Annotated in this window: 15 protein-coding genes; 4 read left to right on the top strand and 11 right to left on the bottom strand. The window is 62.9% G+C overall.

The window, feature by feature from the left end; all coding sequences use genetic code 11:
- Positions 1 to 215: 215 nt before the first annotated feature.
- The gene (locus U5782_RS12135) at positions 216 to 1,199 is read right to left on the bottom strand and encodes a LysR substrate-binding domain-containing protein (RefSeq protein WP_322044062.1); all 984 of its coding nucleotides are present in this window, start codon (positions 1,197 to 1,199) and stop codon (positions 216 to 218) included.
- A 135-nt stretch (positions 1,200 to 1,334) separates the two neighbouring features.
- Here U5782_RS12135 and U5782_RS12140 point away from each other — a divergent pair, with 135 nt between their 5' ends.
- Entirely contained in the window at positions 1,335 to 1,487 is a 153-nt protein-coding gene (locus U5782_RS12140) for a DUF6496 domain-containing protein (protein WP_322044063.1), read from the top strand.
- 269 nt (positions 1,488 to 1,756) lie between these two features.
- Here the strand turns inward: U5782_RS12140 and U5782_RS12145 are convergent, their stop codons facing one another.
- From U5782_RS12145 to ligD, 3 genes are all read right to left on the bottom strand, one after another.
- Positions 1,757 to 2,593, bottom strand: coding sequence for a tetratricopeptide repeat protein (locus U5782_RS12145; protein WP_415914308.1), 837 nt, complete (start codon positions 2,591 to 2,593; stop codon positions 1,757 to 1,759).
- Positions 2,593 to 3,525 (bottom strand): Ku protein, encoded by a 933-nt coding sequence (locus U5782_RS12150; protein WP_322044065.1) that lies wholly within the window; start codon positions 3,523 to 3,525, stop codon positions 2,593 to 2,595. Before U5782_RS12150 ends, U5782_RS12145 begins: the two co-directional genes overlap by 1 nt.
- 70 nt (positions 3,526 to 3,595) lie before the next feature.
- Entirely contained in the window at positions 3,596 to 6,103 is a 2,508-nt protein-coding gene (gene ligD / locus U5782_RS12155) for a DNA ligase D (RefSeq protein ID WP_322044066.1), read from the bottom strand.
- Between the two features lie 163 nt (positions 6,104 to 6,266).
- Between ligD and U5782_RS12160 the strand changes: the two genes are divergently transcribed.
- Positions 6,267 to 6,494, top strand: coding sequence for a hypothetical protein (locus U5782_RS12160; protein WP_322044067.1), 228 nt, complete (start codon positions 6,267 to 6,269; stop codon positions 6,492 to 6,494).
- A 177-nt stretch (positions 6,495 to 6,671) separates the two neighbouring features.
- Here U5782_RS12160 and U5782_RS12165 read toward each other — a convergent pair whose 3' ends face one another.
- Positions 6,672 to 7,145 carry a hypothetical protein gene (locus U5782_RS12165; RefSeq protein ID WP_322044068.1) on the bottom strand — a complete coding sequence of 158 codons (474 nt, stop codon included), beginning with the start codon at positions 7,143 to 7,145 and terminating at the stop codon, positions 6,672 to 6,674.
- Positions 7,146 to 7,364: 219 nt separating this feature from the next.
- Between U5782_RS12165 and U5782_RS12170 the strand changes: the two genes are divergently transcribed.
- Positions 7,365 to 7,562 carry a hypothetical protein gene (locus U5782_RS12170; RefSeq protein WP_322044069.1) on the top strand — a complete coding sequence of 66 codons (198 nt, stop codon included), beginning with the start codon at positions 7,365 to 7,367 and terminating at the stop codon, positions 7,560 to 7,562.
- A gap of 155 nt (positions 7,563 to 7,717) precedes the next feature.
- Entirely contained in the window at positions 7,718 to 9,160 is a 1,443-nt protein-coding gene (locus U5782_RS12175) for an MDR family MFS transporter (RefSeq protein WP_322044320.1), read from the top strand.
- A 221-nt stretch (positions 9,161 to 9,381) separates the two neighbouring features.
- On the opposite strand, the gene U5782_RS12180 is transcribed toward U5782_RS12175, so the two are convergent.
- The 6 genes from U5782_RS12180 to U5782_RS12205 form a co-directional block, all read right to left on the bottom strand.
- Positions 9,382 to 10,755, bottom strand: a complete 1,374-nt coding sequence (locus tag U5782_RS12180; RefSeq protein ID WP_322044070.1) for a phospholipase D-like domain-containing protein — start codon at positions 10,753 to 10,755, stop codon at positions 9,382 to 9,384.
- A 41-nt stretch (positions 10,756 to 10,796) separates the two neighbouring features.
- A complete protein-coding gene (tssA, locus tag U5782_RS12185) occupies positions 10,797 to 11,882 on the bottom strand; it encodes a type VI secretion system protein TssA (protein WP_322044071.1) in 1,086 nt (361 codons plus the stop codon).
- Positions 11,879 to 15,751 (bottom strand): type VI secretion system protein, encoded by a 3,873-nt coding sequence (locus tag U5782_RS12190; protein WP_322044072.1) that lies wholly within the window; start codon positions 15,749 to 15,751, stop codon positions 11,879 to 11,881. Before U5782_RS12190 ends, tssA begins: the two co-directional genes overlap by 4 nt.
- The gene (locus U5782_RS12195; protein ID WP_322044073.1) at positions 15,748 to 16,884 is read right to left on the bottom strand and encodes a DotU family type IV/VI secretion system protein; all 1,137 of its coding nucleotides are present in this window, start codon (positions 16,882 to 16,884) and stop codon (positions 15,748 to 15,750) included. The genes U5782_RS12190 and U5782_RS12195 overlap by 4 nt, the downstream gene beginning before the upstream one ends.
- Complete coding sequence (tssK, locus tag U5782_RS12200; RefSeq protein WP_322044074.1) at positions 16,877 to 18,238, bottom strand: type VI secretion system baseplate subunit TssK; 1,362 nt, start codon at positions 18,236 to 18,238, stop codon at positions 16,877 to 16,879. The genes U5782_RS12195 and tssK overlap by 8 nt, the downstream gene beginning before the upstream one ends.
- An 89-nt stretch (positions 18,239 to 18,327) precedes the next feature.
- Positions 18,328 to 18,819 carry a hypothetical protein gene (locus U5782_RS12205; protein ID WP_322044075.1) on the bottom strand — a complete coding sequence of 164 codons (492 nt, stop codon included), beginning with the start codon at positions 18,817 to 18,819 and terminating at the stop codon, positions 18,328 to 18,330.
- Positions 18,820 to 19,058 lie beyond the last annotated feature (239 nt).

A 19,058-nucleotide genomic window follows, 5' to 3' on the forward strand; every position in this document is an offset into this window, starting at 1 on the left:
CCGGTAAAGGTACGGCGGGCTTCGAAACCGCGATCGTGCGGGCACGCCGAAGCCGGCATGCCCACTGATGGGGGGATTCGATGAGGAAATCCAGCGGGGATAGTGGGAGACGAGATGCGCGATCTACAGCCGAAAAATCGGGGTCAAGGCGCATTCTGGGCGGGATGGGCGCTCACGCCAGCGAGCCGGCGTCCCGCATGGATCATGCGGACGAGTTAATTCAGCGCGGCGTCCATACCTTTCGCTGCGTCCGGCACTTCGATGGAAACGAGAGACGGAGCGACCTCTTCGAGACTGCGCAGCAGGAACATTGCGCTAGGTACGAGCGGCTTGTCGGCTCTCCAGATGACACCCAGCGGGCGCCTGCCGAAACTCAATTCGAGCGGCAAGACGTGGATCGGGTTGGCAGCGGCGTACGGATATTGAATATCCGCCGTGTAGAGCGCGATGGCGTCGTTGGATTGAATGTAGGCGCGAATGAGATGCGTCGACAATGTCTCGATGTAATTCAATGGCATCGGCAGACCGTTGCGCGCGAATAGGCTTTCGATCGGCTCCCTGAGCAACGATCCGGGAGGCGGCAGCACCCATGGAAAACCAGCGAGATCGTCCCATGTCACGGTGCGCTTTGCGGCCAGTGGATGGTTGGGGCCGGTGACCAGTTTGACGCGGGCGTTCATCAGCACTTTCTCTTCGAGCCCGACCATCACCGACTGATTCGGCAAGCGGCCAACGATGAGATCGAGGTCGCCACGACGTAGATCCTGAATCAGCGTCGTCATTCTGCCTTCGGCAATGGACACGTTGGTGTGCGGCGAATCCTGTTTCAGACGCGCGAGCGCCTGCGGCAATAACGTTGCGATCAGTCTGGGCAGCACGCCGATATGAATCTTGCCTGCCTGCCCCGTCTGTAGTGCCTTGATTTCCTCGGCCACGCGATTGAGATTGCTCAGCACGGTGCGTGCGTGACGCACGACGCACTCGCCATACGCCGTGGGCCGCAATCCGTTTGCCGTACGCTCGAACAGCTTCACACCGAGTGCATTTTCAATTTCGCTCAGCGACTTGGATACCGCAGGAACGGTAATGAAAGAGTTCGATGCAACCTGGCTCAGATTGCGAAAATCGTTGACTGCAACGATCAGTCTCAGATGCCGCGCCTTCAAATTGGCTGTCAAGTACCAGTCCAGTTGGCTCATCGTGTCTCCGCTTGGTATCAGTAGTGTCGGTGCCACGCGTCGGGCGTGCATCGCCGGGCCATTCTACCCTTGGGAGCCAGCCTGGCGGGTATGTGCCCTGCGCTAAAGATGGCGTTGCTCAACTGGAGACTGATCATGCCACTTAGTAAAGGGAAATCACGAGAGGCCATCTCGAAGAACATCAAAACAGAAATGAAGCATGGCAAACCGCAAAAGCAGGCGGTGGCGATTGCGCTGAATGAGGCGCGCAAATCGGGAGCGAAGATACCGAAAAAGCATTCGAAGTGATGCTCGCCTCGCGCACCGGCTTTGACAGCATGCTGGGCCGGTGCGCCGCTGCAATGGGCGATCAATCACCCGCTGTGGCGCAAGCGTCCATGACATGCGGATTTCAACCCGTCGCCATTTCGGCATTCGCACTCGCGCGGCACGACGAATGCGCTACCGGATACGTCACAAACTAATTCGGATCGCGAAATAACGTCCCTTGAGGCCAAAACGTTGCGCGGAGCATCGGCACGCCGGTGCTCTCTTCTCCTTCCGATCAGGTTCCGCGCTCACGTCGTCAGTCGCCGATAGGCGTTGAAGTGGCGCACCAATCCCTGTTTGTCGCCGCGATTTTCCAGCAGGATGGCCAGATTATGGTGGGCGTCGGCATAGGAAGGTTCGATGGCCAGGCATCGTCTGTAGCTATCTTCCGCCGCATCGAGTCGCCCCAGATCTTCATAGGCAATGGCGCGATTGAAATGGAGTGCTGCATCCTCGGGAAAATGCGTCAGCGCTTTGTCGAACACATCCAGCGCATCGGCGCATCGACCCTCACGCTCGCACAGGAGTGCACCGAGGTCCATGTAAGCAGCGTAAAACGGCTGCGGCGACAGGACGATGGCTTTCCGGTAGGCGCGCTCGGCGCCGTCGAGATCGGATTCCCTGAGCTGCTCACCGAGGTCGTACCATTCCTGCGCCTGCTGGGCAAGGTCTTGCGGCGCGGGCGCCGTGTCGAGAAACACAACGTCGCCTTTGATTTCGGCGACCTCGAAATCGAGCAGCATCTGACCGGTAATCGCATCCCATTGCGCCGGGCCGGTTCTCACAGCCACGTCATTACCAACTGCCGAAACGCGAATACCACTTAAGGGAAGCTCATCCGGCAATTCGGCCCTCAGCCGCGACAATGCCTGGGCGACCTTACGCGGTGGAATGCTCGCAGCACGCAAACGCAGCGCGGTGCGCAGCAGCACCACATCCTGGAAGGTAAACCGGTATTGCCGGCGCGGCCCGCGCGAAGGCGTCACGAACCCCGCAGCGACCAGTCCCGCCACGACGTGGCGCGAAACGCCGAGCATGGACTGCAACTCGCGCGTCGAAATCTCCCTCGGAACTGCGTTTGGCATCACTTGCGCGCTCGCACCTTGGCAGGGGTTTCAGCGGGCGCCTTAGCCGCGCGTGCTGCGGGTTTGCGCGTGCGTGGCGTCGCAGCGGAGATATCGCTGACCGGTTCCGCTGGCTTGCGCTTCGGCGCCGTCGCCGTGGAGGCTTTTGTCTTTGCCGTGCCCTTCAGACTTGCACGCAGGGCATCCATGAGGTCGATGACCTGGCCACCGGCGGCGCTCTCGTCCGCCGGCTCGTGCGTGACGACCTGCTTGCCTTCAATCTTCTCGTCGATGGCCGCGAGGACGCGTTTCTTCTCTTCGTCCTCGTACGCAGCGGGATCGTAATTGTCCTCTGCGCCCTGCTCGATTATCTGCAGCGCGAGTTTGAGTTCGGAGGCGGAGATCTCGACGCGCTCGATATGGAGGTCCGCCAGCGACCTGACCTCGTCCGCGTAAAGCAGTTGCTGGAAGACGAGGCCATCCTCTTCCGGGCGCACCTGCACGATCCGGGTCCTGCCCTTCGATGCCCACTTGGCGAGCGCACAGCGTCCGCTTTCAGCCAACGCTTTCTGGAGCAGGCTGTAAGGCTTGCCACCGCGCTTGTCGGGCGCGATGAAATAGGCCTTGTCGTAGAACACCGGATTGATCGCTTTCTCCGGGATGAAAGCCATTATCTCCACGACATGACTGGCGCCGTCTTCGAGCGCCTTTAATTCGTCCGTGGTGAAGACGACAAAGCGGTCCTTTTCGAACTCGTAGCCCTTGTTCATGGACGAACGGTCAACAACCGCGCCCGTCTTCTCCGACACATATTGCTGCTTCACGCGAGACCCGTCAGGCGCGAGCATGTGGAAGCGGACCTCGGATGAACTCTCCGTGGCCGTGTAGAGCTTCACCGGAATGGAGACGAGCCCGAAGGAAAGGGACAGGGAGGCGATTGAACGGGCCGGCATGACCATCTCCTCGCGAACGATTAGCGGATTACGGCGCAAGATGCGTGCCCTCGCGGCAGCGCAGGTCCATTTATTTTAGGAGCTTTATCGCGTCTGCCAACGACTGCCGCGCTGACCAGTAATCCGCCCACGGGTCCTGCGACTGAAAGCTGAGATATTCGCGTGCCGTTTGAACGCTCCATTGCGCCCCGCTTTTGAGCTCGCCTAGCTGTTCCCACGCCACCGGCATCGAAACCCCCATACCGGGCCGGGCGCGCGCAGAAAACGCTGCGGCGGTCGTCTGCCCCATGCCATTGCGCAGGTAGTCTACGTAGACCTTGCCAATGCGGTTTTTAGGTCCGGATATTGCCGAGAAACGCTCTGGAATGGTTTTCGCAATATGTCGGACGAAAGCCCGTGAGAACGTCTTGACCGGTTCATATCCCAGTCGCGGCGTCAGTGGAACGACGACGTGCAGCCCCTTCCCTCCACTCGTCTTCAACCAGGCCCGCAATTTCAGCTCCGAAAGCAGCGTTTGAACCAGCAGTGCCGCCTCCTGAACCCGTTTCCACTTCACGCCCTCACCGGGATCAAGGTCGAAGATCAGCCGGTCAGGCTTTTCCAGGCGACGCACGATCGAATTCCACGTATGAAACTCGACCGCATTCATCTGCGCCGCTGACAGCAACGCGTCGACGGTATCGACGCTCAATAGCGGCGGATGATTCGTCCAGAGTTTGTGGTCATGAATCGTGAGTCCTGGCATGCCCGTGCGCTCGGCATGTTTCTGGAAAAACAGTTCGCCCGTGATGCCTGAAGGTGCGCGGGCCAGTGCGACGGGTCGGTCCTTGAGGTGTGGCAGCATGCGTTCGGCGACGCTCGCATAGTAGCGAACGAGGTCAGCCTTCGTGATGCCGGCGCTCGCATCGATGACGCGTTCCGGATGCGTGATTTTCAGCTGTGGGCGTACCGCTGGGGGGTGCGCCGTGGCGCCTTCGCGCACGACACTTTTCGCCGGCTTGTCGAGGCGCAGCCCCTTGAACGACGCCTGCCGGATCACACCATCCGTCGTCCATGCTGCGAACTCGACTTCGGCGACGAGGGTTGGCTTGACCCATCGCTCGCTGCCCGCCGCGCGCCGAGGCCAGCGCCGCGACCTGGCGACGGTGATATCGAATGGCTGCACATCCACTTCCAGTGGGATGAGCCGCTTCCAGAGGTCCTGTGCCGTGCGCGAATCCCAGCCGGTTCCTACGCTGCCGGCATCGTGCAGACCATCATGGGCGTAGTAGCCCAGCAGGAGACTGCCCACTTCGCCGTCCTTGCCCCCGCGCGCAGTGAACCCGCAGATAACCAGTTCCTGACGCAGCCGCGACTTCGCCTTCAGCCAGGTCTGCGTCCGCCCGGATTCATAAGGCGCATCGCGCCGCTTGAGCATCAAACCTTCGAGTCCAAGGCCCGAAGCCGCTTCGAACACCTGAGCCGGCGGCGCCGCGAAATCCTGGCTGAACCGCAGCCGCTCACCTGCATTCGCTACGAGTTGCGCGAGCCGTGCGCGACGTGCCCACAAGGGCACCTTGGTGAGGTCCAATCCGTCGAGATACATCAGGTCGAAGAGGAAATAGACGATCTCCTGGTTGGCGCGTCCCTCTATCGCGTCCTGGAGCGCGGCGAAGCTCGGTATTCCCTCCTTGAGCACGACGATTTCTCCGTCCAGCCACGCGCTCTTGATGGCCAGTGCCTCGACCTCCTGCGCGAGCGCCGGGAATTTCGCCGTCCAATCGTTGCCGCCGCGCGTGACAAGTCGCACACGGCCCTTCTCGACACGCGCCAGCAACCGATAGCCGTCGAGCTTGGCTTCCGTTATCCAGTCGCCGCTGGGTGGCAGTGATGGCGCAAGCGTCGCGAGTTGCGGTTCGAACTTTTGGGGCATTGGCGCGCGCACGGCGGCCGACAGATCAAATGCTTGTTCACCGCGACGTACAGTGGGCGCCGCCCTCGGCTCACGTTCCTCCACAAGCCCGAGCGGGTGCGAGACGACGCTGTCCGGCATTGCCTTGATGACGTCGTATTCGGCAAGCGGCCTCGCCCACTCGTCGCGTTTCTTGAACAGAATCCATTGGTCCTGCTTCTCGCCAGGTTTCGCTATGCGCACCAGCTCCCACAGCCCGGCGAGCTTTTCCCCGTGAAGGCGGAAGACCAGCTTGCCCGTCTCCATGCCGTTGCGCGCATCGCCAACCGGCTCCCACGTTCCGCGGTCCCACACAATCACATCGCCTGCGCCGTATTGTTTCGCCGGAATCCTGCCTTCAAAACCGGCGTAGTCCGCTGGATGGTCCTCGACATGCACGGCCATCCGCTTGACCGTCGGGTCGTAGCACGGTCCTTTGGGCACGGCCCAGGAAAGCAGGATGCCATCGAGTTCGAGACGGAAATCGTAATGCAGGCGGCTCGCCCAATGCTTCTGGATGACAAAGCGCGGCGCATCGTGCGCGCTCGCGCCTTCAGCTGACGCAGGCGGCTCAGGGGTGACATCGAAATCTCGCCGGTCCCTGTAGCCAGATAAACGACGGGATGCTGGATCACGCGCTGACACCATCACTACGCTCCACGAAAAACCTGCTTGTCGACCTTGGCAACCTGATCAGGCGGACAAAGCGCAAAGTCCGACGGGAACAGGGCCATATTGCGTGTAGCGACGCACCCGGCATGGCAATTGCTCACGCGGATGTCGTCGAACGATCGACGCTACGGAGACCGCCATGCAATTCATGTTCCATTCCTGCCTGATCAGCACGTGCGCGAGTATCGAAGACGGTAGAATCATCGCGAACGCGAGGATCTTCAGCCCTGCGTCGGACGGTTCGTTTGATGACGATGTCCACGAACTCTGTCTCGACGAAAATTTCATCGACGAGAACGAAGCGCTTTCATTTGCGCGTGAGCGCGCAAAGGGTTGGGTCGAAGAGCATTGCGTCAATGCGATCTAGCGGGCGAATGCCTGCGCCTTTCCCTTCACTGTAACGCGGGAGTCTCGTCTCGACGCGCCCAGACAGCAGCACGGGGCAAGCCGATCATGTCCACAGTACACGAGCGGCCCGACACGCGGTCACAAGCCTTGCGCTGCTGCAACTCCATCACTGGCCGACCTCGTTACCCTGCAGCGCTCATTTCGAGGCGTCCACCAGTTTGAACGAATCGAAGCGAGAATCGATGGGCGTATGGCCCCGATGCGATAGCGCCTCCGCGACCAGCGGCTCGCAGGCGCTGTAGTCGGAATTGATGCTGTCGGAGTGTGCCTGCGGGAAGTTCACCGACAGAACCTTTCCGCCCCAGCGATCCACGGTGGCCGTCATACTGCATTTACCTGCCCCACCGAGTTTTAGATCCAGCACGATCACGTTCATCTCGAAAGCAGAATCCGAATTGGAAAAGTTCCATTGCAACACCATGCGGTCGCCCGGTGAATTGGCATTCACGAGTTTCATTGTTTTATCAGGAATGCCAACGGCAGCGATGATGTCGAGAACGTTCGATCCAATCAACTCGCCGGTATCTCTGCGGGCTTCATGTGTTCGATAAGCCGCACAGCCTGAAATTAACGTGACAAAAAGAAGGAAAAGCAAGGTTAAAGGTCGCATGATGGCTCCTTTAATTGAGGTGACCAGAAAAATTTTCCATGTGAAGGCTGGGCGCTAAAGTGCGCCCTTCAGCGCCCAGCCGGTTAATCGTGGTGCGACGGCGGTGGCGGTGGTGGCGGCGAATGATGGTGGCGATGATGATGCGCGGGAGGATGAGGTGGGGGTGGCGCATCGTGCGGTGGTGCCTCTTGCGCGAAAGCGCTCACGTGGAGACAGGCCATGCCGAGCACGAGTCCCAATGCCGTCAGAATTCGTTTCATTGAATTTCCCTTGAAGAAAAACGCGTTGCCAGTCGACGTCAAGTTCCCGCTAACGTCACCAACTGTGGGAGCACGGCGCGTGCCAAAAACCGAACTCATTCCTTTCATTTGCTTACCTGATTCGAGCGACACCAGCGTGGCCGATCACCTGGAATGAACGAGTCTGAAGGCGGTTGCGTTAAAGTCCCAACTCCATGTCGTCTGCCCATATCGATGTCATCGCAATCATCTAAATCCAGTCACACAAATCTGGAGGCGCCAGCAGTAGCCGCGCCTCTGCCACCTGCCGGTCGTCGGCGTGTCTTTATCGGCCTGCTGCTCGCCATGTTTCTGGGCGCGCTCGACCAAAGCATCGTTGCGACCGCCCTACCCGTCATTACGACCGAGCTGGGCGGACTCGCCCACCTCACCTGGGTCGTCACGGCGTTCATGCTGACCTCGACGGTCAGTGCGCCACTGCTGGGCAAGCTGTCCGACCTGTACGGGCGCAAGCCCTTTTTTGCGCTGAGTGTCGTGCTGTTCGTGGGCGCTTCGCTGCTCTGCGGCGTCGCTCACTCGATGATCGCGCTCGTGCTCGCGCGCGGTTTGCAGGGAATCGGCGCGGGCGGACTGATGACGCTTTCGCAGACGCTCGTCTCCAGCATCGTGCCGGCGCGTGACCGCCCGCGTTATCAGGGCTTTTTTACCGGCACGTTTGCGGTCAGCAGTGTCGCTGGGCCGCTGCTCGGCGGCGCTATCACGACGCACCTGTCGTGGCGCTGGATTTTCCTGATGAATCTGCCATTGGGTATCGTGTCGATTTTGCTCGTGCTCGGCGCCTTGCCGCGCGCCGCTCGCGCAAGCGACGCCACGGTCGATTACGCCGGCGCGGCGCTGATCACCGCCGCTACCTCTGCGCTCTTGCTGCTGTTCAACGCGTCGGATATCGCAGCCTTTGGCAGCTCTCTGGCGCGCGCGGCGCTGGGTGTGGCAGCAATCGGCGCATTTGCGTTGCTTTTCCTTGTCGAGCGCCGCGCGCGCCAACCCATCATCGATCTAAAGCTCTTTCGCATCGTGCCGTACGCGGCCTGTGTTTCCGCATCCGGCATCATGTCGTTCGCAATGATGGGGTCGCTCGTCTTTATGCCGCTCTATTACCAGCTCGTGCTGGGCGAAACGCCCACTCAATCCGGCGCCATGACGCTTCCGCAAGTCGCCATGATGATGCTGACGTCGATTCTCGGCGGCAGCTTCGCCAGTAGCAGCAAACGTCTCAACTCGATTCTGGTGATCGGCGTGGGCCTTGAATGTGCGGGACTCGTATTGCTTGCCCTCTTCGCACACAGGGGCGCCGGAGTCGGCTATTTTCTCCTGACGATGGGAGTGCTCGGATCGGGAATGGGCATGGGGATGTCCACCGCAACCGTGATCGTGCAGAATTCAGTGACCGAAGCGGTCCGCGGTTCCGCGACAGCGACGATGTCCTTCGTGCGCTCGCTGGGCGCCTCGTTGGGCGCGGCCGTTTCGGGCGGTGTGATGGCCTTCGTGCTGAACGCGAAGCTGGCGACGCTGGGAACGACATTCGATGTGCGCGCTTTTCTCGATCACGGACTGAGCGCGATTGCCGCGTTGCCGCACGCTCAGCAAGCCTCGATCGTGGAGGTCTATCGGGCCGCAATCGGCGCGAGCCTGGTGGCTGGCGGCGTGATGATGTTCATAGGTTTTCTGATCGTATTGCGGCTGGCAAGGATGCCGCAACCCAGGCAACACGGCTGAGTGCAACAGATCGACCACGCTGAGGATCGCCGTGTCCTCGGCGCCCTCTTCTGAATTCGTCGCCGAAATTTTGGCGATGACCAAAAATTCGGCTCCATTCGTGGGAAGTGCGCGAAGAAAAAGAAAGCTCAGGCGCACCTTCGAGCGGGAACGCCAGTCATGGTCGACTAACAACTGCCCGGGGCACACACGGTCAGCCACAGCGTTGTCGGCGGACGCTTTTATGCAGTCCATGTAATTTGCTTCATTGGGTAGAGTTCGTCTGCGCGTCGATGATGTTTCATAAGATCTTCAAAGACGTGATCGAAATCAATCGATACAAATGATTCAGCGTTGGTGTTTTCTATAACACTGGTAGTGAAGCCAGCACTGCCGATCAAGGTTCTTTTTACGCCGCCACTCATTTCAGCCAGAATCAATTTATCGTGCATCAATGTTTCGCGAGTAGCAACCGTTGCAACGGGCTGCTGAACGTAGACATTGCACCCTGCCTTATACAAGGTGCGCGCAGCCTGCCTGACGAATGGCTGCTTGTCGAATGAACCCTCATCAATAACAATATCTATATCAACACCACTTCTTGCCATATCAGCAAGCGCGTCGACAATATCGTAAGAGTCCGTTCTATCTTTCCAGTGCTTATGACTTATGAGGAACTGCCGCACGGTAATTTTTGTCGCACCTGACAATTGCTCAACCACAAAATCCGTAATATTGATTATCGGCGCCAGCGCAACTTTCAGTCCATGCGGCTCGCTATTGTAGATGCCTAAATCCCGACGAACTTCATTAAATAATTCACGAGGCACCCCGGAAGCTTTCGTCGAATCGTTCAGCATTTTTAGATATCGGCCGAACAGCGCTCCCAGACGAGCGCTTTTGATTAGAATAAAGCTTTCCAGATTCCCGCCTTCCAGCCCGGAAAAGCTGACATTGGGTGATCCCAGGATGATCTCCTTTCCATCCAGAATCCATATTTTATTATGCATTTTATCGAAACCACGAACCAGCTTCGCCTGATTCTCCTTCTTCGATAGAATCGCGATCGTTCGCGAGTCTTCCGTGCCTAACGAAAGCCTGACCTTCATTTTTGTATCAAGAATGAATTTCAGAATACTTCCTTTATAACTGGCAGGATAAGGAAATTGATCAACCGCCATCTGGAGCGACGTCTTGTCCCGCAAAAGACCCGCTTGCCCGATCAGTACATCCTTGAGCGTACCGGAGGTTGATCCATACGCCCGTATCATGGGAATGTATCTCTGCCGGATAAGCTCGATGATGGGCGGCCAACGATGGCAGACCAGAGTCAGCAACGCCAGCGCTCGCTCGTCAAAAAAATCGAAAATCATCTCCAGAAGGTGATCTGGCAATTGTCCGATTGGCTGCAATTTATTGTGTTCCCGGTTAGCCTCTGCAACCTCCTTCAGCCGGTTAGCTTCTCTCTCGGCCGCCTCACGTCGACTCGTGTTCAGCGCTTGTTTTTCTCTGGATATCACAACGAGAAACTGTTTACTTTTACATTGACTACACGACACCCACGGCGAGGTTGTTTCCGTTTCGCAATCGCACTTGTTACAGTAATAGATTGGCATCAGTCCGCTCCAGAATCACCACGGTTCAATAACGCGACGTTTCAACTCTCGGCAGGCAGCAAGCCCAACGCCGCGCCGAGCATTCGCCCGCGTCCAGCCTCGGTCAGTTGCTGCAGCAATTCGGGAAGCGGCATCTTTCCCCACTCCAGCGCTCGCTGAATCATGTAAGGCACCGGGCTATGCGGCTCGTAACGCATCAGAAACTCGCCGATGAGCGCAAGCTGCTGATACGCACCATCGCGCGTGACCGGCATGAAGGGCTGCGTGCCCATGCCAGTTGGCGGGGGAGCATCCGACGGATCTTCGGGCAGGCCTGGCGCGTCTGCCGCGTTGATTTCCTTCGGGCTGGCAATCATGTCCATTGGCACCCACTCCTTCAGTAAAGTGCTCGCGCGCTCCAGCACATTCAATAGCGGACCGAACGCAGGCGCGTCGTCACCGAGATGTTGGTTGGACCACGCGTCGAGACGAGCGATGCCGCCCTGTGCGGTCCTCATTGCCGCCAGGCGGCCCGCAAGCACTGGCCGGCGGGCCGCCTGCGCCGATGTATGGAGTGCCTCCGCGTCTCGCGTGGCCTCTTCGCGCCGCGCGGCGGGCACATCTTTGCGATCGGCCAGCGTGATGGCGAGTCGCGTGGTGCTCTCCCATTGCGACAGCGTGAAAGCCCCCTCACCTTCGCCCCGCTCGCACAAGCCAACGCGTGCGCCAAGCAACCCCGGAAACTGCCCCGCGATCCACGCGAGCGGCGCCGCCCGGAAGCCCCAGTCTCCATCGCGTGGCAAGGGATGAAGCCCATCCCAGAAGCGCTCGCAGAGCGCCTCGATCAAGCCGATGCCAACCGGCAGCGCCTCCCATCCATAGCGATGGAGCCAGGCCTCGGCCAGCCACGCCGCCACCATCAAATCCTTGCTTCTCGAACTCAGCAATGCCACGCAGCGCGTCTCGACTGCCGACCAGTCCGCCACTTTTAATTCGGTTTGCCAAACACCGGTCGGCAACGACGGATCGTCCTCGCGCCGCGCCGCCTTGATCGCCTCGACGGATGGGTCGTGCAGCAACGACACCCCGCAAGGCGATTCGGCGCAGAGCGGTTGCAGCAAGGTTTCGATATCGAAGGAAAAGCTCATTCGCGCCCCGCTGCAAGATTGAACGACCGCGCCGGATAACGGGTCATCGTGACCGCTCGCGCCTGCATACCGGGTGCCGTGTACGGCAGCTCGGGATAGTCGAGCGGCGTTTTCCCATTCGCGAGGAACGTCACGCGCATATACATGCGCGCCGTCTGATTCGCACCGTGGCCGTCGCGCACCGGCACGCTCAACAGCATCCGCGCGGCCGAGCCATCCGCCTCCGACATGCCGCCCGCGTGCAAGCGCACGAGCCGCAGCAGCGCCCAGCTATCGCCCACACTCCAGATCGCCGCGCGCCCGTTGGTGGTCAAGGTGGGCTGCGCCGCATCCTGCATCGGCTGCCACGATGAATTTTTCGCCCAGCGCAAGGTAAGCGATGCGGGCGTGCCCGGCGACCAGCGCAGCGGCGTGGCATCCGTCGACGGAAAGCCGAGCGTCTGCGTGCCGCTCGCCAGCGACCATTCGATCACCTGATCCGCGCCCTCCTCCTCGCCGCGATCCACGCGCCAGTCGACGGCCACTTGCATGCCGGTATAGCGTCCATCGGCGCCACGGGCGACGAGCGCATCGAGCCAGGGTTTCGCATGCGCCAAGGTGTCGAGGAACTGCTGCGCATCGCCTTGCGCGCGCCCCGTCGATACCGCTGCGCTCATACCGCGCTGCGCATCGCCCAGACTCGCATCGAGCATCGCGACGAACGCCGCCGTCTGACGCAGATCGGCGGCGGGCGCATCGGCATCGGCGGCAAACGGGAAACGGCCCGCGAGATTGCGCGCGAAGAACGTGCGCAACTGGTCGTATGCCGTCATGCCCGTGCCGATCTGCAGATGAAAGCAGCGCTCGCGCGCCGACGCCACAAGCCGCGCGCCCGTGCCTGAAACGATATCCGCGCCCTCGGGCAGATCGACGTGCGCGAGCGTCGCGCCGCAGCTATTGAGGTCCATTTTGTCGAGCTGATTGGCGATGATCGCGGGCACGGCGACCAGCGCGCTCGCCGGGCTCTTCGCGCGGTATTGCGCGAGATCGGCGTACAGCGCTTTCCAGCGCGCGACGAGGCGCGCGTCGGCGGCGTCGAGTGGCGGGTTCTGGGTCGAGAGCCAGTCTAGCGCGCTGGCCGCCGCGCCTGCGGTATCGGCGATCGCACTCGACTGCGCATTCAGATACGAGCGCAATTCTTCCGGCGAGGCCGCGCCATAGGCGCGCGTTGCGCCGCCGACGTTGCCGTTCCAGTCGGAGAAGTCGCCGCGCACGGGCCGGAATGGCGCCAGCGTCTGCAACTGCGCATCGCCCGTTTTCAACACGCCGACGGCCACGTCGCTCACGCGCAAGGCCACGGTCTGCGCGAGATCGGCGCGGCCCAATGAGTCGAACGCCTCGATCAGGTCGAGCGCGTTCTTGCGCAGCGCGTCGAATGTCGGCGCCTGCGCGCCCACGGCGAATGCAACGTCCTGGGTCGCGCTCGTGGGCGTTGACGCCGCGAGCGCCGCCACCATGCTGCGCACGGTCGCGTTGCCGGCCGCCGCGAGCAGCGCGCCGCGCCAGGCCTCGGGTGCCTGCGCGAGCGGCCCGGCCACATACTGACGATAGCCCGGCAAGACCGCGAGCGCTCGCTGCGTCGAGGCGCTATCGACGCCGCGAATCTCGGCGCTGCCGCTCGACTCGGCCACGAACGGCTGCCCCAGCAGCGTGCGCAATGCATCGCGCAGCGGCAGCAGATCGGCCGCCAGTTGCAGGCCATTGGCGGCGTTCGAACTCAGCACACCGGGCAGGTTGCCGCTCGCGAGCCAGCGCGCCGCGAACGCGCTCTGCTCCTGCTGCTCATGGCCGAGCACAGCCGCGACCGGCGCGTCGCCGATCAGGTTCAGTTGCTTTGCCGTATCGAACATCGCGCTCATGCCCGGCACGAGTTCCTGGCCGCGCGCGCCCGCCCAGCCGTGATCGGCCGTATCGACTTCAGTCGCGAGCACGTCGATGTCCGAGGCGAGAGTCGAGAGCACGTCGGGCGTGGGCGTAGCGCCCGGCGCCTTGAGGTCGTTGAGCGTTGCCTGGATTTGCGCGGCGTTGGCCGTGAGCGCCGAATCCAGATAGATCTGATCGAACCACGCATCGAAAGTGTCCTCGAAACACACGCTCGTGCGCTGACGCGCGGCCTGCGCAAGCGGCCCGTCGAACGGCAACTCGCCGCCCTCCGCGCCGGTTTCGCGCACGGCATCGTCGAGGCTTGCGCGGTCGGCAACATGCTCCGGCGTGAACTTCACGCCAACGGCCTCGTGCACGAGTTGCGCGAGCATCACGGCATTGCCGGAACCGGCTTCGACCAGCGTGTTGTAGCGCCCGACCAGCCGTTCGACCTGCGCGGCCTTCGTCACCAGTTGGGTGCCCGCCACGTATTGCGGCAGATCCTGCGGCCGCCGCGCGGCGCTGGTGGACGACACGTCGGGCGTGCTCGCGCAGCCAAGCTGGCCGAGCCGCGTGACGAGCCGCTCGCGCAGCGGCGTGAACACCAGCCCGCGCAGAACGTGATGCTGGGCGTCGTCGAGCCGTCCGCTCATGGCGAAGTAAGACAGCGGCATGAAGGGCGTCGCGAGCCGCCAGCGCGGCACGCGCACGAAGGTGTCGGCCACGCTCGCGAGCGTGCGCGTTGCGGCGGCGTCGCCATGATCCGACTCGCGCCACGCCGCGCGGGCGAGCGTCAGGGAGTCGTAGCCGTTGGCGAGCGCGCGCGCGTCGCCGCGCACCTGCCACGCCGACACCGCGATGCCGGCCAGCCAGCAACAACCGAGCGCCAGCGCGCCCCACGTCGCGAAGCGATGGCGGCGCATGCGCAGTGCCAGCACGCGCGGGATCGCCTGCACGAGTCCCTGCCCCGGCATCAGCACGTCGTGCCACAGACGCGCGGCGAAGGCGGGGGCCGCGCGCGAAGTCGTCGGACCGTCGAGCGAAAAGACCGGTGCGCTGCCAGCCTGCGGCACGGCGCACACGCACCAGATACCGCGCAGCGAGGGCGCGGTGCCGTCGGCCGCGCCGCGCAATACCGGCTCGATCAGTTCGCGCAATGGCTCGCGCAGCGCGTTGAGGCGCTGCGGTAACAGGAACTGATCGGCGTCGAGCGCGCCGTCGAGCGTGCCCAGTTCCGTGATCGTGCTGGCCAGCGCGCTGCGCATGGCGACGAAGGCTTCGTCGACCACGCCGCGCTCGAAGCTGCGTTTGGGTCCATAGGGCGAGGCCCAGCCCAGCGCCGCGTCGATGCGCGCGCGCCGCAGCCGTTCGCCGAGCGCTTCGAGTCCGGGCAGCGCATCGCAACCCGTCACGACGATATAGAGCGGCAGCAACTGCCCGAACTGCCGCTGCAACGCGACGAGCGTGCGAGAGGCGTCGAGCGCGGCGTTGCTATCGGCGTGCGGCGCGCCATTTTCGTCCAGCAGCGCGTCATAAGGGATAGCCCAGAGCAACGCGTCGAGCGGGCGGCCCGGCCGCGAGCGCAGCAATGCGCGCGTGAGGCGCACCCAGTTGCCGCGCTGCCGTTGCGTAGCGGCGCCCAGCGCGTCGCCCGGCTCGGTGATCAGAATGCCTTCGGCGTCGTGCCAGATGCGGCCGAACCAACCGGGCTCCCCACTGCCCGCGAGGCGCCAGCCGCGCGCAAGCGCATCGAGCGCGGCGGGCGAGCCGGTCGCGAGCACGCGCGGAATCGAATAGAGATCGCGCACGCCCATGGCCGCATGCGCGGCCCGCATCGCCGCGCTGAATGTGCGCAGGGGCCGCCGCTCGTCGCGCGTGCGCCGCCAGCGCAGCAGCGCGACCACCACGAGCCCCAGCACCAGCAGTGCGATGAGCACCAGCAACACGATGATCAACGTATTGGTCATGGCTGCGCTCCGGTCTGCGCCTGGGTTTGCTCCTGCACCTGCTCTTGTGCCTGCTCTTGTGCTTGCGTTTCGGCCTGGACGGCGAGCGCGCGCGGCGGCGCGGACTGCACCGCGACGGCCACGCGCAACGGCATGACTGCACCGCTGAACACGGTATTGAGCGGCGCGGAACCCGCGCCCGATGGCATGGGCATGGGCACGGCCGTGCCGCGCGTGGTGCCGCCATTGGTCACGGGCGGCGCGACCGTGCCCGAAGCACGCGCGCCCGACGACTGCGCATCTTCGCGCGAGATCGCTTCGAACTGCGCCAGAGCGGGCCACACGGGCGCGGTCTCGTACCACCAGAGCGCGTGCGACGCGCCGAGCAGCGCGGCGCAACCGCCCAGCAAGAGCAGCGCGAAACGCGTGCGATCGGGAAACATCTGGGTGAGCATGCGCGGCTCGCGCGGCGGCACCGCCGCGGCGTCGAGCGGTGCGGCGATGCGCGCGGGATCGGGGTCGCGCTGCATCGCGAAGCCAAACAACGCATGGCGCAATTGATCGAGGCGCATCGCGCCGGCCTCGCCGCGCAGCCTGCCCTTGAAGCCCAGTTCGAGACAGGCGAGATAGACATTCGCGAGATCACGCCGGCCCGGGTCGCGCTCGGCAAGTAGCGCCTCGATCGCCTCCGGCACGCGCTCGCCTGCCGAGCGGGTGCCGAAGATGCGCGCCTCCAGTGGCTGCGCCTCCCATGCGCCCGCGCCGGGCCAGTCGGAGAACACCAGCAGTTCGTCGAGCAACGCGACGAAGGCGAATTGCGCGGCGGCGATATCGGCCTCGCCCGCCGCGCCCGTCCACGCCATCGCGTCGCGCGCGAGCTTGCGGGTGGCCGCCTGCAGTTGCGAGGCGAGCGCTTCGGCGGCGTCGGCAGGTTGCGCGTTGGAGGGCTGCGTATCGGGTGCCGCCGGCGCATCAGTGTCTGCGCCCGCTTCCCCGTCCGCGATATCGAAGGACGCAATCTCACCGGCATCGAGCTTCGCCGCCGCGAACTGTGCAGCAACGCGCGAACGCGCGGTCTGCGCCTGCATGAACGCGCCGACAAACGCACGCGAAAGCGGGGAACGCTGAATGTTGCTGTCGGCGGCGTCAGGCAAGGTTGGCTCCCGCGGCCGCGTTTTCGGCGGCGTCTTCCGAGCGCATGAAAAGCTGCACCGCCCACGGCGCGCGCCCTGTCACCGCACGCACTTCGATACACAGGGGCTGGCTGCGATCGAACCATTCGTCGTCGAGCGAGACGGCATAGAGCACCGTATCGTCGCCGGTCGCATAGGCCGCGCGCTCTTCGCGGGCCAGCCGGCGGCGCGCGAGGCCGCGCATGCGCTGGCGAGCGAGCGTGAGCACGTGCGCACGCGAGGCCAGCACCGCCTGATCGAGCCACAGGCTCGCGTCGTGTTCGGTGGCATCGGGCGGCATGCGCAGGCCGATCACGACCTCGCGCACGGCCGCGCCCGAGCCGTCGAAAGGCGGATCGATCCAGAAGCTGCCGCCCTGTTCGCTGAACACGCGCACGCGGTAGCCCTGACGAATGGTGGCGAGCGCCTCGTCGATCCATTCGAGCAGCGGGTCGAACGAGGCCAGCAATTCCATGTAGTCGCACGGCGCGAATGCCGGCACGCCGCGCGTGGGCCGCAGCGCGGCCAGCGCGCCGCTCATGCCCGCCATCACGCGATACAGGTCGAGCGGATGCGCGACGCCCGACCCGGTCATCGCCTCCACTTCCGGCAGGCGGCTCCAGATCGCACTGAGCTGGCGCTCGATCTGCGCAACGTCGTCGCCCTCCTCGGCGCGCTGCGCGGCTTGCAGGCGGCAGGCAAGAAACACGCATTTTTCACGCGCGCGCAGCAGCAGGCGCGCGATGCGCTGGCCGAGAGCCGAGTCCACGCGCACGCACGGACTCGGCGGCACATATTCGGCGAGCACCACGCCGCCGCCCTGCTGCTTGACCCGCAACAGCGGCAAGCGGTCGAATTCGTGACGCCCGAGATCCGTCATCAGGCGCAGACGCGGATACCACGTCGTGATCGACGCAGGCTCGCCTTTCGAGGAGAGATCGGGCACATCGTCGGCCTCGCGCTGCATGTAACGCGCGGCGGCCACATCGATCTGGCCGCCGCGATACAGCGGCGGCACCGCCAGATAGATCGTGACGATTTCGTTGGGCGCTGAAAACGCCTCGCGCACATCGATCTGCAAAACGGGGTCGCTGCGCGTGTGACGGATCACGAGACCGTCCGAAAGAATCGCGTCGAGTGCGCTGATGCGCACCTGCCCTTGCGCGAGTCCTGCGGCTTCGTGGTCGAGCGCGAGCACGCCCCAGTAATATGGCCGCGCCGCGCTTGCCAGCGATGCTGCGTGGCCCGCCGCATGAAGCGCCTGGGTCTGGAAATGTTGCGGCAGCAGCGGCATGCCGTCGAACCAGCAGACTGCATCGGGAAACGTTGTAGGCATGTGAAGGATAGGCAACGGAATCGGCAGCGTAGTGGGCAAAGAAGCAGACGACAAATCAGGCAACGGATGATCGGCGGTGCGTTGCGCCGTCAATGTGCGGGCTGAATGCTCAGGTCCTGGTCGCCAAGCATGAGCAGCGCGTTCGATGGACCCGCGTCGAGCCGTACGCGATGCGCGCCGGGCGTCTGATAGCCGGCGAAGATCACCACGCCCGCCGCTCGCTTGCCGCCAAACGCAAACGGCGCGGGCGCGATCTGCTGGCCCGGCACCACCTCATAGGAAATCACGTTCAGGTCTTTGGGGTGATCGCGCAGCCATTGATCGCGCTGCTCGAACCATTTGGCGGACGGCAACGCGAGCAACGCGTCGAGCAGTTGCGGACTGCGCACGAGCACGGCGTCCACGGCGATCGGCGTATCGACGTTTGCCTCGCTCGTCACCGCGATCGCCAGCGTATCCACGTCCACCTTGGGCAAGGCGCTGCCGCAGCCCGCCAGCCAGAGCGCGGCGGCGCAGGCGAGCGGCCAGGCGGCGCTGCGAAACCACGTGAAATCCATCCGAAAGAAAAACGTGAAAATCACTCGGCGAGCCCCATCGATGAGCGAAATACTGCTTTTGGTCTTTCGCCTGAAATCGCCAGGCGAGGCATATCCTTTGTATTTCTAATCAATTCGCATCGCTGGGCGATAGACCCGTGCGGTATGCCGCGCGTAGTCTACAAGTGCGCATGCGCGTCGCGCAATAACAATTTCGCTATGTGCGATCACAACAAAATTCGTTTAGAAATTATGAAACATATTCGCTTTATGCGCGGTAAATA

This window comes from Paraburkholderia sp. J67 (assembly GCF_905220265.1).
Taxonomy (GTDB): Bacteria; Pseudomonadota; Gammaproteobacteria; order Burkholderiales; family Burkholderiaceae; genus Paraburkholderia.